The organism is Acidovorax sp. 93, from assembly GCF_003633835.1.
Lineage (GTDB): Bacteria > Pseudomonadota > Gammaproteobacteria > Burkholderiales > Burkholderiaceae_C > Acidovorax > Acidovorax facilis.
On the sequence record NZ_RBIT01000001.1, the window covers coordinates 2,948,828 to 2,961,415 of the forward strand.

General features: G+C 64.3%; 12 protein-coding genes. 6 read left to right on the top strand and 6 right to left on the bottom strand.

From position 1 onward, the window contains the following. Positions 1–14: 14 nt before the first annotated feature. A complete protein-coding gene (gene ppk2, locus C8C93_RS13465) occupies positions 15–929 on the bottom strand; it encodes a polyphosphate kinase 2 (protein WP_121508792.1) in 915 nt (304 codons plus the stop codon). Between the two features lie 119 nt (positions 930–1,048). Between ppk2 and C8C93_RS13470 the strand changes: the two genes are divergently transcribed. Next, positions 1,049–2,116 (top strand): transporter, encoded by a 1,068-nt coding sequence (locus C8C93_RS13470; RefSeq protein WP_233559384.1) that lies wholly within the window; start codon positions 1,049–1,051, stop codon positions 2,114–2,116. A gap of 85 nt (positions 2,117–2,201) precedes the next feature. Continuing rightward, a complete protein-coding gene (locus tag C8C93_RS13475) occupies positions 2,202–3,053 on the top strand; it encodes a plasmid replication/partition related protein (protein ID WP_121507232.1) in 852 nt (283 codons plus the stop codon). A gap of 3 nt (positions 3,054–3,056) precedes the next feature. Here C8C93_RS13475 and C8C93_RS13480 read toward each other — a convergent pair whose 3' ends face one another. Next, entirely contained in the window at positions 3,057–3,908 is an 852-nt protein-coding gene (locus tag C8C93_RS13480) for a SirB1 family protein (protein WP_121422607.1), read from the bottom strand. An 82-nt stretch (positions 3,909–3,990) separates the two neighbouring features. Then, on the bottom strand, positions 3,991–5,556 hold the full coding sequence (murJ, locus tag C8C93_RS13485; protein ID WP_121507233.1) for a murein biosynthesis integral membrane protein MurJ: 1,566 nt from the start codon (positions 5,554–5,556) through the stop codon (positions 3,991–3,993). A 199-nt stretch (positions 5,557–5,755) separates the two neighbouring features. Between murJ and rpsT the strand changes: the two genes are divergently transcribed. Beyond that, a complete protein-coding gene (rpsT, locus tag C8C93_RS13490) occupies positions 5,756–6,058 on the top strand; it encodes a 30S ribosomal protein S20 (RefSeq protein WP_008905691.1) in 303 nt (100 codons plus the stop codon). 272 nt (positions 6,059–6,330) lie between these two features. On the opposite strand, the gene C8C93_RS13495 is transcribed toward rpsT, so the two are convergent. Then, positions 6,331–6,654: a DUF3579 domain-containing protein gene (locus C8C93_RS13495; RefSeq protein ID WP_121507234.1), complete on the bottom strand. Its 324-nt coding sequence runs from the start codon at positions 6,652–6,654 to the stop codon at positions 6,331–6,333. Positions 6,655–6,923: 269 nt separating this feature from the next. Between C8C93_RS13495 and C8C93_RS13500 the strand changes: the two genes are divergently transcribed. Genes C8C93_RS13500 through C8C93_RS13510 form a run of 3 tightly spaced genes read left to right on the top strand, consistent with a single transcriptional unit; the run spans position 6,924 to position 9,773 of the window. Next, on the top strand, positions 6,924–8,120 hold the full coding sequence (locus C8C93_RS13500) for an aspartate aminotransferase family protein (RefSeq protein WP_121507235.1): 1,197 nt from the start codon (positions 6,924–6,926) through the stop codon (positions 8,118–8,120). Positions 8,121–8,145: 25 nt separating this feature from the next. Continuing rightward, complete coding sequence (gene argF, locus C8C93_RS13505; RefSeq protein WP_121507236.1) at positions 8,146–9,066, top strand: ornithine carbamoyltransferase; 921 nt, start codon at positions 8,146–8,148, stop codon at positions 9,064–9,066. Positions 9,067–9,080: 14 nt separating this feature from the next. Continuing rightward, positions 9,081–9,773 (top strand): hypothetical protein, encoded by a 693-nt coding sequence (locus C8C93_RS13510; RefSeq protein WP_121507237.1) that lies wholly within the window; start codon positions 9,081–9,083, stop codon positions 9,771–9,773. 42 nt (positions 9,774–9,815) lie between these two features. On the opposite strand, the gene C8C93_RS13515 is transcribed toward C8C93_RS13510, so the two are convergent. Beyond that, positions 9,816–10,142, bottom strand: a complete 327-nt coding sequence (locus C8C93_RS13515) for a copper-binding protein (RefSeq protein ID WP_121508793.1) — start codon at positions 10,140–10,142, stop codon at positions 9,816–9,818. 148 nt (positions 10,143–10,290) lie between these two features. Beyond that, on the bottom strand, positions 10,291–12,489 hold the full coding sequence (locus C8C93_RS13520; RefSeq protein ID WP_158603270.1) for a TonB-dependent siderophore receptor: 2,199 nt from the start codon (positions 12,487–12,489) through the stop codon (positions 10,291–10,293). Positions 12,490–12,588: the final 99 nt, after the last annotated feature.

Sequence of the window (12,588 nt, forward strand, 5' to 3'; positions counted from 1 at the left end):
TTAATAGCAATTCTTCAATACACCTCGGGCACGTACATGCTCGCGGGCACCGGCTGGCGCAGGTATTCAGGGTTGCGCACCCGCTCGGGCAGCACCACGGTCGGGTGGGGCACGTCCTGGTAGGGCAGTTGCGACAGCAGGTGGGCGATGCAATTGAGGCGGGCCTTTTTCTTGTCCACCGCCTGCACGACCCACCAAGGCGCCTCAGGGATGTGGGTACGCTCCAGCATCGTCTCTTTGGCCTTGGTGTAGGCCTCCCAGCGCACGCGGCTTTCCAGGTCCATGGGGCTGAGCTTCCACTGCTTGAGCGGGTCGTGGATGCGGCCCAGAAAGCGCAGATGCTGCTCTTCGTCGGTGATGGAGAACCAGTATTTGACGAGTGTGATGCCCGAGCGCACGAGCATCTTTTCAAACTCAGGCACTGTGCGGAAGAACTCTTCGTATTCGTCGTCGGTGCAAAAGCCCATCACCCGCTCGACGCCCGCACGGTTGTACCAGCTGCGGTCAAACAGCACCATCTCGCCGGCCGCAGGCAGGTGCGCCACATAGCGCTGAAAGTACCACTGGGTGCGCTCGCGGTCGTTGGGCGCAGGCAGTGCCGCCACACGGGCCACGCGCGGGTTCAGACGCTGGGTGATGCGCTTGATCACGCCGCCCTTGCCGGCTGCATCGCGCCCCTCGAACAGGATCACCACCTTCTGGCGGCTGTGCTGCACCCAGTCCTGCAGCTTGACGAGTTCACCCTGCAACTGGAACAGATCCTTGAAATACTGCTGGCGCGCCAGGCGATCGGTGGGCTGCGGCGCGCCGATGTCGTCCACATTGCGGTCCTCGATCTCCAGCTCCAGCTCTTCGTCGTAGCTGTCGATGAGGTCGTTGGCGATGCGCTGCATCAGCTCCTGGGTGTCAAGGGTGTTGCTGTGGAACATGGTGCCGTCCGGCGGTGCAAAAAAAGATGGCGCCATGGTGGTACCGCCAAGTGACAGGACCGTGACACGGGTGTGATCTGTCACGGCTATGTCATGTGCAGCGACCAGAATGCAGGCCCGTGCCCTCCGCTCCCCCCGCCCCCCACCGCCCCAACGCTGCGCCTGCAGGCAACAGCCTGAACTATGGGGGTGATGCCGCCGGGCTCATCTGCGGCTACCTGCTCGCCGCAAACACCGCGCCGCGCGAGGTCGATACCGTGCAGGCGGCGCAGTGGCTGGCAAGCATTCCATCAGGAGCCGCACCGCAAGGGCAGTTCCTGTGGCTGCATTTCAACCTCAGCCACGCGCAGGCCGTGCGCTGGATGGAGCGGCATGCCGACCTGCCCGAAGCTTTTTTTGACGCGCTCAAGGACCGTTCTGTGTCCACCCGCATCGAGCGCGACGACGACACCCTGATTGCGGTGCTCAACGACGCGCACTTTGACTTTGCGTTCGAGCCCTCGGACATCGCCACCCTGTGGACCAGCGTGGCGCCGCACCTGATGGTGACTGGGCGCACACGCCCGTTGCGGTCGGTGGACGCACTGCGCACCGCCGTGCGCAGCGGCAATGCGCCCTGCTCCAGCGTGGCCCTGCTGGCCGAGCTGATGCGCACGCAGGCCTCGGGTCTGGTGGACATCGTGCGCGGCGTGACGCAGCGCATCGACGACGTGGAAGACGCGTTGCTGGCCGGGCGCCTGGACCACAAACGCGCACGCCTGGGTGTGCTGCGGCGGCTGCTGGTGCGGCTGCAGCGGCTGCTGGCGCCCGAACCTGCTGCATTGTTCCGCCTACTGCAGCATCCCCCGGCGTGGATGGGCTCGGACGATGCGCAGGAGCTGCGCGACTCCACGGAAGAGTTCTCGGTGGTGCTGCGCGACATGCAGGGACTGCAAGAGCGCATCAAGCTGCTGCAGGAAGAGATCGCAGCCAGCGTGCAGGAAGCCAACAGCCGTAGCCTCTTTGTGCTGACGGTGGTGACCGTGCTGGCCCTGCCCATCAACATCCTGGCCGGCCTGTTCGGCATGAACGTGGGCGGCGTGCCGCTGGCCGACAACGGGCATGGCTTCTGGATCATCGTGGCCGTGGTGGCGGCCTTTACAGCGGTAGCGGGCTGGCTGGCGCTGCGGGGCACGCGAGACCCGTAGTGCCCAGGGCGGCGCCCTGGCCCAGGACTCTTGTCGGGGCCTCTACAATCGCGCCCCTTCCCCGCTCCCGATTGCCTGCCCTGCCATGAACATCGTCGTCAACGAAGAACTCAAAGCCTATATCGAACCCCTGACCCCCGACGAGCACGAGGCGCTGGAGCGCAGCATCCTGGCCGAAGGCTGCCGCGACGCGCTGGTGCTGTGGGGAGATGTGCTGGTGGACGGCCACAACCGCTATGGCATCTGCCAAAAGCATGGCCTGCCGTTCCAGACCGTGCAGAACCCGCGCTTTCAGTCGATGGAAGACGTGCACCTGTGGATGATCGACCAGCACCTGGGACGCCGCAGCGTATCGGATTTCCAGCGCGGTGTACTGGCGCTGCGCAAGCGCGAGATCATGGCCGACCGCAAGGCCCGCGCAACGACGTCCACAGACACCGAAGCGGCCACCACCACCCCTGACACCCCCGAAGCTGCGGCCGCCCTGCCCGCACCCTCGCCCCTGGACAGCCGCGAAGCCATTGCCAAGGCCGCGCGCCTGAGCAGCAGCCAGGTGGTGATGATCGAAAAAATCCAGAAGCATGCCGCACCGGAACTGGTGGCGGCCGTGAAGTCCGGCACCATCTCCATCAATGCGGCAGCGGCTGTGGCCACCCTTCCGGCCGAAGAGCAAGTGGCGGCGGTGGTGGCAGGCAAGGACGAACTCAAGCAGGCCGCCAAGCGCGTGCGCGAACTCAACAAGCGCAAGCCACGCGAAGAAGCGCCATCGAACGAAAGCCCTGCGGCCAAGGACGCCAGCCCGGGCACCGAAGCGGGCGCCGATGAACTGCAGGCCCTGCGGGCCCGCGTGGCAGAACTGACGGCAGAGAACACCGAACTGCGTCGGCAGGTGGCGCAATTGCAGGCGGCACTGCCAGAAGGCAGCGCGCCGCTCTGAGCGTCAGCCGTTGGCGTTGCGCAGCGCGCTCAGCCGGTCAGCGATCAGGTCGATGTCGAGCCCGTCTTCGGCGTGGGCCAGGTAGGCTTCCAGATCGGCCATCGCTTCGAGGGTGTTGCCCCGCTCGGCATGGGCCAGCCCCCGATCGCGCCGCTCGCCCCAGGCGTCAGGCAGCAGCACGATGAGCCGGTCGAGCACGGTGATCAAGCGCTGCCAGTCGTGCTGCGTGCGGTGCACCTCTTTCAGATTGCGCAGCATGCGCGCAATGATGTCGCGCGGTGTGGCCGCCTGAAGGTACAGGCCCAGCGGCACGTCGTAGTCGTCCACCAGGCCGTTGCGGCGCTTGTAAGGCTCCAGCCGTTCGGCAAGCTCTTCGCGGCTGAGCGACTGGCCCGAGATCGGGTCCAGCACCACCTGTCCTTTGGGCAGCAGCACCTTGACCATGAAGTGCCCAGGGAATGCAATGCCCCGCGCATGCAGGCCCAGGCCCTGGGCCAGCTCCATCCACAACACGGCCAGGCTGATGGGGATGCCCCGGCGCGTTCGCAGCACGGCGTTGAGATAGCTGTTTTCGGGGTCGTAGTAGTTATTGATGTTGCCGCCAAAGCCCAGGTCAACAAAGAAAAACTGGTTGAGCGTACGCAGGCGCTGCAGCGCAGGTGCGTCGGCAGGCAGGCGGCGCTTGATGCGCGCAAGCAACTGGTCCATATCGCCCAGCAGTTGCTGCATGTCGAGCTCAGGGTATTCGTCCTGCGCCAGGCTGGCCGCAGCCTCCAGCAGCGGGAAGTGGTCATCGCTTTGCACCAGCGATGCAAAGTACTCCAGCGAGGTGGGTACGGAATAGCTCAGTGACATGGTGGTGTTGTAAGTGCCGGGGCGGGCGGCGTCAAGCGACAGAAAGCCCTTCTTGACAGGGCATTTGTGGCCTTCGGTGAAATCAGCGCCGCAGCAACTGGCGCAGCTTGAGCCCGGCCGCCCACAGCGCGCCAAAGTACAGCACGGCCGCCGCGGCCATGAGCGCCGCCAGCAACCCTATACGCCGAAGGGTTTGTCCCTTCATCTCCACCCAATCGAAGTGCTGCGCACCCCATACCAGCAGCACGGCCAACAAGGCGCTCGCAGCGATCACCTGCAGGGCGAACTTGCCCCACCCCGGCAGGGGCCGGTAGCTGCCGCGCCGCAGCAGACCAATCAACAGCCAACCGGCATTGATGAGTGCGCCAATGCCAATGGTCAACGTCAGGGCGGCATGCTGCAGATAGCGCACCAGCACCAAGTTCATCAACTGGGTCAGCACCAGCACCGCCACCGCAATCAGCATGGGGGTACGCATGTCGTGTTTGGCATAGAAGCCCGGCGCCAGCACCTTGATGGCCACAATGCCCACCAGGCCCACGCCATAACCCGTGAGTGCCAGGGTGGTTTGGCGCACGTCCTGGTCGCCAAAGGCCCCATAGTGGTACAGCACCGCCACCAGCGGCTCTGAAAAGACCAGCAAGGCCACCATGCAGGGCACGGACAACAGCACCACCAAGCGCAGCCCCCAGTCGAGCATGGCCGAGTACTGGTCGTCGTCCTGCTTGGCGCGGGCGCTGGCCAGCTGCGGCATCAGTACCACGCCCAATGCCACGCCCAACAGCGCGGTCGGCAGCTCCATCAAGCGGTCTGCGTAGGTGATCCAGCTCACGCTGCCGGTGGCCAGGTGAGAGGCAATCTGCGTATTGATGAGCAGCGAGATCTGCGCCACGCTCACCCCCAGCAGCGCGGGCAGCATCAGCCGTGCCACCTTGCGCGTGGTGGGGTCCGACCAGGCGGCACGAATGGCCGCCCAGCGCACCCCAATGCGCGGCAGCAACCCCAGGCGCACCAGCGCAGGCACCTGGATGGCCAGTTGCAGCAAGCCACCCAGCATCACCCCCGCCGCCTGGGCGTAAATGGGCTCGATGCCATGGCGGGAAAACCAGGGTGCGCCCACCGTGATGGACAGGATCAGTGCGATGTTGAGCAGCACCGGCGACGCCGCCGGCACTGCAAACTTCTTCCAGGTATTGAGAATGCCCCCCGCCAGCGCCACCAGCGACATGAAGCCGATGTAGGGGAACATCCAGCGCGTCATGGTGACGGCGGCGTCAAAGCCCTGGGGCGACTGCTTGAGCCCGCTGGCCATGCCCCACACCATCCAGGGGGCGCCCAGCACGCCAGCAATACACAGCAACACCAGCGTCCATGCCAGCAAGGTGCCCACATGGTCGATCAGCGCGCGGGCACTCTCTTCACCCTCCTGGGCACGGGTGGCGGACAGCACCGGGACAAAAGCCTGGCTGAAGGCGCCCTCGCCCAGCACCCGCCGGAACAGATTGGGGATACGAAATGCCACATTGAAGGCGTCCGTCATGGCACTAACCCCAAAGACGGAAGCCATGAGAAGCTCTCGCACCAGCCCGGTGATGCGGGAGGCAAGGGTCAAAAGGGAAACGGTGGAGGCGGCTTTGAACAGTGACACGGGCGGGAGTGTATTCCCCCTGAGCCGCTTCGCGCCTTCTCCCAGAGGGGGACGCACCCTGTGGCCTGGCAGAGCCAGTTCCAGGGGTACGCTAGCGATGGCGCTACGCCGGTTTTGAACACCATGGCGATGAACAAACAGCCTTGGGCTATAATCGCGGGCTTTGCTGGCATCATCCACAGACCCAAGGAACTAAATCATGGCATCCGCTAAACCCAAGAAAAAGAACCCGCGCCTGGCGTCGGGCCGCAAGCGCGTCCGTCAGGACATCAAGCTCAACGCTGCGAATACCTCGCTGCGCTCCAAATACCGTACCGCTGTCAAGAACGTCGAAAAGGCTGTTCTGGCTGGCGACAAGACCAAGGCGACCGAACTGTTCGCCAAGATGCAAGCCGTGGTGGACACCGTGGCTGACAAGGGCATCTTCCACAAGAACAAGGCTGCTCGCGACAAGAGCCGTCTGTCTGCCAAGGTGAAAGCCCTGGCACTGGCAGCCGCCTAAACCAACCCCTCCGCCTGCCCCGGCAGGCAAACAGCCCGAACGGCATATGCCGTTCGCCGTTTGTAACGGGTGCGCTGCCAGCAAAAGAAAAACGAATTAAACCGCCTTCGGGCGGTTTTTTCGTTTCTGGACGGGAAGAAAGGGCCGAGCCAAAAGAGCCGGACGCGTGAGGGCCCCGCTTTGGGGCAGCCCATGCTGAAATCCGTGAGAGAGCCAGCGCAAAGGCCGAAAAAGACACCCCTGGCCCGCAAGCGGTCAGGCCACAAGCCGGCTCAGAGCTTGGAGGACGGGGGATCGGGCAGCAGGCAGGCTTCAGCCACCTGCAGATTGTTGTCGCGCGCGAAATTGATGACGAAATCCCAGGCCATGGGCTCGTGGCCCTGCAGGTCGCGGTGCACCACCACACATTTCACGCCATTGAGCGTGGTGGGAATGCACCAGGGCGAGTAGCTCAGATGGCTGCCAGGGCGCGCTCCGCCGGGGCGGAAACTGCTCATCACCCCGGCCAGCCGCTCGGCCCAGTCGCTGGGGCGAAAGGTTTTCCCATCGTGGGTGATGCCCTGAATGAAGACTTCTTTGGAGGAGGGGGAAACCATCGGGGATTGGAGTGGTAGTGAGCGCGCCAGACACAGGATCACTGCATGCTGCACCGCAGCGCGACATTCTAACTCTTATATAAGAGCTGACTCCCTAAACCCTGCGTCGGGCTGCACATAGGGGCCAAAACTCAGGTAGTGCCCGCATTGCAGTGATGCGCAATCTTCAACAGCCATGCACCGGGCTCCCCCTAGAATCGTGCTTCGCTTTTTCGGGTTTCATACAGGCCACAAGCCAACCCATCACCGCACCGTCTGGAGATTTCTGCATGACCGCTACCACCCCGGCAGCTTCGCCCCACGTGATGAACACCTATGGCCGCGTACCTATCGCGCTGGCCCGTGGGCAAGGCTGCCGAGTCTGGGACGTGAACGGCAAGGAATACCTCGATGGCCTGGGTGGCATCGCCGTGAACACGCTGGGGCACAACCACGCCAAGCTGGTGCCCGCGCTGCAAGACCAGATCACCAAGCTGATCCACACCTCCAACTACTACCACGTGCCGCTGCAAGAGCAACTGGCCGCCAAGCTGGTGGAGCTGTCGGGCATGCAGAACGTGTTCTTCTGCAACTCGGGCTTGGAAGCCAACGAAGCCGCGCTCAAGATCGCGCGCAAGTTCGGCGTGGACAAAGGCATCGCCAAGCCCGAGATCGTGGTGTACGAGAAGGCCTTCCACGGTCGGTCGATTGCCACCATGTCGGCCACGGGCAACCCCAAGATCCACAGCGGCTTTGGCCCACTGGTCGAAGGTTTCATCCGCGTGCCCATGAACGACATCGAGGCCATCAAAAAGGCTACCGAAGGCAACCCCAATGTGGTGGCCGTGTTCTTTGAAACCATCCAGGGCGAAGGTGGCATCAATTCGATGCGCGTGGAATATCTGCAGCAGCTGCGCAAGCTGTGCGACGAGCGCGGCTGGCTCATGATGATTGACGAGGTGCAGTGTGGCGTGGGCCGCACCGGCAAGTGGTTTGCGCACCAATGGGCAGGCATCGTGCCCGACGTGATGCCCCTGGCCAAGGGCCTGGGCTCGGGCGTGCCGATTGGCGCGGTGGTGGCTGGCCCCAAGGCCGCCAACGTACTGCAGCCCGGCAACCACGGCACCACTTTTGGTGGCAACCCCCTGGCCATGCGCGCAGGGGTCGAGACCATCCGCATCATGGAAGAAGAAGGCCTGCTGCAAAATGCGGCCACGGTGGGCGACCACCTGCGGGCAGCGCTGCAGCGCGAACTGGGCAGCCTGCCCGGCGTGAAGGAAATTCGCGGCCAGGGCCTGATGCTGGGCATCGAACTGAACAAGCCCTGCGGCGCACTGATTGGCCGCGCTGCCGAAGCCGGCCTGCTCCTGTCGGTGACGGCCGACAGCGTGATCCGTTTGGTTCCCCCGCTGATCCTGACCACCACCGAGGCCGACGAAATCGTCGCCAAACTGACCCCGCTGGTCAAAGCTATCCTGGCCGAGTAATCGGCCGGAACCGAGACACAAGCCCATGAAACACTACCTGCAGTTCAACGACCTCACCGCCGACGAATACACCTACCTGTTCGAGCGTGCCGCGCTCATCAAGAAGAAGTTCAAGGCCTACGAGAAGCACCACCCTCTGGTAGACCGCACGCTGGCCATGATCTTCGAGAAGGCCAGCACGCGCACGCGCGTGAGCTTCGAGGCCGGCATGTACCAGCTCGGCGGCAGCGTGGTGCACCTGACCACCGGCGACAGCCAGCTGGGCCGCGCCGAGCCGATTGAAGACAGCGCCAAGGTCATCAGCCGCATGGTGGACCTGGTGATGATCCGCACCTACGAGCAGGCCAAGATCGAGCGTTTTGCCGCCAACTCCCGCGTGCCGGTCATCAATGGTCTGACGAACGAATACCACCCCTGCCAGATCCTGGCGGACATCTTCACCTACATCGAGCACCGCGGCTCCATCCAGGGCAAGACGGTGGCCTGGGTGGGCGACGGCAACAACATGGCCAATACCTGGCTGCAGGCGGCTGCGCTGCTGGGCTTCAAGGTGCATGTGAGCACACCCCGTGGCTACGAAATTGATGAGAAATTGGCCGCTGGCGCAGGTGGGACAAGCGCAAGCAGCTATCAATTTTTTAGCAACCCGCTTGAAGCCTGCCAAGGCGCCGACTTGGTCACTACCGATGTGTGGACCAGCATGGGCTACGAGGCAGAAAACGAAGAGCGCAAAAAGGCGTTTGCCGACTGGTGCGTAGACGCCGAGATGATGGCCGCCGCCAAGCCTGATGCGCTGTTCATGCACTGCCTGCCTGCGCACCGGGGCGAGGAAGTCGAGGCGGATGTGATCGACGGGCCGCAGTCGGTGGTGTGGGATGAGGCAGAAAACAGGATGCACGTGCAGAAGGCACTCATGGAGTACCTTCTGCTCGGCCGCATAGCCTGATTTTTTGGCTCTCCATGCCTTGGCGTCGCCAGCCCGCCCACAGCGCTGAACTGCTGGCACACTGGGCATCGCTGGGCCAAGCACTCGGCCGGGATACACCGGCGTGGCGTAAAGAGGGGCGACGGCTTGTGCTCAGTTGGGCTCGCTGGCCGCGCGCCTACCACGACACCACCCACCTCTGGGCCTGCCTGCGGCATTGGCACGCGGTGCAGGATCAGCAACCCGCCGCACTCGACAACCCCCACGCTGTTGCGCTGGCCCTGTGGTATCACGATGCCATTTACTGGCCGTGGAGCAAACACAATGAAGAGCGCAGCGCCGACTGGGCAAGCCGCTTCATCCTGGGCCAGGGCCTACCCGCAACGCTGGCGCAAACCGTGCACCAGCACATCCTCGACACCCGCCACACTCCTGGCCCGCTCACCGGCGATGCGCAGTGGGTGGTCGATATCGACCTGTCCATCCTCGGCCAGAGCGACGCGGTGTACCGCCAGTTCGAACGCAATGTGCGGCGCGAATACTTTTTTGTGCGCTGGCCGCGTTATGTGGCGGGGCGCAGTGCGGTGCTGCAGGGGTTTCTTGACCGGCCGCGCATTTACGGCACGGAACTGCTTTACCAACGGCACGAAGCCCAGGCGCGCACGAACCTGAGCCATGCGCTGGAGGCGCTGACCGAAGGGCGGCTCTACGGCCCGGAGACAAAGTAACGCGCTGCACCGGACACCAGGGTCGGGCGTGACATCGCTATATCAGTCGCAGGACTGAAAGCGCTTGCATTCCGGCACTGCGTGAATGCTGGTCAGCGTATTTTCACCATCGATATTTCGGGCCGTGAACTTGACCCACGCCCCCTCGGGAATGTCAGCCAGAAGCTCCCTGTCGCGCACCGTGAAAGTCTGCGTGGTGAACGGAATCTTGGAGCGCGGCAGCAGCTTCAAACGCACCAGCAGTCGGCCGTCCCGATCCAGCTGAACGGACACCAAGCGGGCCCGCGTGAAAACCGGTTCTGCCGTGGCGGCGCCTTGGTCAACCTCCTTTGCCGGGCCAAACGGTGCGGCGACTGCGTCGGCCACCATGGCGCAGCACAGCGACGCAGTGACCACTAGTACAGAGAGTTGGCGAGAAACTGCTGCAAACCTAGTTCCTGTTTTCATGCTGACCTTTCTCGCTCAATCAGCTGACTGAGAACGCTGACGGACGCTGCACCACCGTTGCGCAGCGAGTTCAAAACTGCGTCCCTACGGTCAGGTACGCACGCGGCGTCCACTGCATGCTGCTGCGGCTGACCACAGGCACCGCGCCCGAAACATCCACGCGATCTCGGCGGAAGTGCGCGTCGCCCACGTTGTACACGCCCAGCCGCCAATATCCCAGTCCGCGTACCAGCTGCCCCACGTAGAAGTCCAGCATGGCGTTCGCGCGGTTTTGGCCGGTGAGTGTGGAGTTGATGTCCTGGTCGGCACGCCCGGTCATGGTCAACGTGGCGCCGCCATACCAGCCGCCGGTGCGTGGCATGGGTTTGGCAGCGGTCAGCGTGGCCACGTAGCGGGCCTGCCCGGGGATGCGCCGCCCTTCATTGGGCCCGCTGGTCATGCGCGACTGCAGCAGGCTGGCATTGGCCGACAGCGTCCAGTCAGGCCCCAGGCCCAGCCACGCCAGCCCCGTGCGGGCATCCGCTTCCAGGCCCCAAACCATCGCATCGCCCACGTTCGCACGTTGCTCTACCCATCGCGATCCGTTCAATTGCAGCGTGGGCGCCAGCACATCGCTCATCTGCCGCACAAACAGGTTCAGACCTGCGTGGCCATTGGTCAGGCGCCGCTCGAAGCCGGTGTCCAGCGTCCAGGCCACCTGCGGGCGCAGGTTGGGGTTGCCGATGGTGTCGGGGTTGCCCAGGCTGTTGCTGCCCTGACTGGGGATGACCCGGTCCACCAAGTCCCACACGCGCGGCAGCTGGGTGACGCGGGCGAGGTTCACACGCCACTGCAGGTCGTCGGACAGCGGCGTGCGGGTGTGCAGCGATGGCTGGAGGATGTTCCACTGCTTGCTGCCCGCCACTGCAGAGCTTCCCCCGTTCAGCTCCACACGCTCGCCGCGCAGGCCCAGCGTGAGCGTGGTGCTGGCCGGCAGCTCCCATTCGTTCTGCCCCCAGACCACCCACCGGCGGATGCCAGCGTCCAGGCCCGAGTTCACCGGCAGGACGCCGCTCGCGGTGGTCCTGACGAAGAGTTTGCGGTCTTCAAATTGCGCCCCGGCACTCCACAGCAGTGCATCGGCCGTGCCGGTGAGCTTGCTGCTGAGGCTCCACACATCCTCGCGCCGGTCGTCCACAAAGCTGTAGCTGTCGGTGACCACTGCACCGCCCGCGCCAATGTTGCGCAACAGATCTCCTCTGCGGTCCACGGTGTCGCTGGCCCGGCTGGCGGTCAGCGTGGTTTCGAGCTTGCTGGCAGCAAAGCGGTGTGTCCAGTCGGCGGCTGCTTGCAGATAGCGACGGTCGTACTGGTGCGACTCCTGCGAGTTCAGGGCATATGTGCCATCGCCACTGCCCACGCTGTCGGCTGTGCCGCCAAAGTCAGCCTTGCTGAGGGTTGCCCGCAGCGTCACCTGGTCTGCCGCCCCCAGCTTCCCGCTGATGCGCGGCACCAGCGCGTAGTCGGTGCGCTTGTAGCGGGCGCTGGTGTCGGACTGCGCCACGTCAGCCCCGTCACGCTGCGTGCTGCGGTGCGTGTCTGAACCCAGCAGCAGGCCTGTCGCAGACGCAGCGACGAAGTACGACCAGGGCTGGCTGGCCTCCGCTTCGCGAGGCTCGTCGGCGCCCGTGGAAGTTGGCCCCAAGGGGCCGGTGCGCGAGAAAAACGCCTGCCCCGCATTGCGGCCCCACACGTGGTTGTCGGTCAGGCGCAGCGTGGTTTCACGCTTCACGGTGGCCTGGCGCAACACTATGTTGAGCGTGCCGCCCGTGGCGCCCGAGAACTCTGCGCTTGGCGCGCGCACCACCTCGATGCGTTCGATCAGCTCGGGCGGCAGCTGGTCAATGGGCAGCTGCGTGCGCTTGCCGCCCACGCGCTGGCCATCGATGAGCAACTGCGTGGCACCGCGCTCCATGCCGCGCATGCGGATCTCCACGCTGCCGTCAGCATTTGGCGTCACCTGCACGCCTGGCAGCTGGCGCAGAACATCGGCCACCGAGAACGCGCCCATTTGCTCGATGTCGCTGCGGTCCACCACAACCAGCGACCCGGCTGCAAAAAAACGCTGCTCCAACGACCTGCGTGCCGTGACCGTGACGCCATCAAGCGATGGCGTAGCGCCGCCCGTTCCCTCCGGCGTACCCTGCGCCCATGACGAACTCCCTGCCGCAGAGGCCAAGCACGTCGCCCAGATGGCAATGCGATGGCTGTTGTTTATTGTTTGCTTCATAGATGCCCTCTTTGCGCCAGATTGTCCGAGGGCAAGGCTTAAGCGCAGCCTAAGACCTATGCCTGTGCCCCTGGGTGTCGCTGAACTGCAGCATCCACG

Excerpts from the sequence above, each read along its gene's own strand:
- C8C93_RS13510 (WP_121507237.1), top strand. The coding sequence starts at position 9,081 with ATGCCTTGGCGTCGCCAGCCCGCCCACAGCGCTGAACTGCTGGCACAC.
- rpsT (WP_008905691.1), top strand. The coding sequence starts at position 5,756 with ATGGCATCCGCTAAACCCAAGAAAAAGAACCCGCGCCTGGCGTCGGGC.
- C8C93_RS13500 (WP_121507235.1), top strand. The coding sequence starts at position 6,924 with ATGACCGCTACCACCCCGGCAGCTTCGCCCCACGTGATGAACACCTAT.
- C8C93_RS13495 (WP_121507234.1), bottom strand. The coding sequence starts at position 6,654 with ATGGTTTCCCCCTCCTCCAAAGAAGTCTTCATTCAGGGCATCACCCAC.
- C8C93_RS13475 (WP_121507232.1), top strand. The coding sequence starts at position 2,202 with ATGAACATCGTCGTCAACGAAGAACTCAAAGCCTATATCGAACCCCTG.
- ppk2 (WP_121508792.1), bottom strand. The coding sequence starts at position 929 with ATGTTCCACAGCAACACCCTTGACACCCAGGAGCTGATGCAGCGCATC.
- C8C93_RS13515 (WP_121508793.1), bottom strand. The coding sequence starts at position 10,142 with ATGGTGGCCGACGCAGTCGCCGCACCGTTTGGCCCGGCAAAGGAGGTT.
- argF (WP_121507236.1), top strand. The coding sequence starts at position 8,146 with ATGAAACACTACCTGCAGTTCAACGACCTCACCGCCGACGAATACACC.
- C8C93_RS13480 (WP_121422607.1), bottom strand. The coding sequence starts at position 3,908 with ATGTCACTGAGCTATTCCGTACCCACCTCGCTGGAGTACTTTGCATCG.
- C8C93_RS13520 (WP_158603270.1), bottom strand. The coding sequence starts at position 12,489 with ATGAAGCAAACAATAAACAACAGCCATCGCATTGCCATCTGGGCGACG.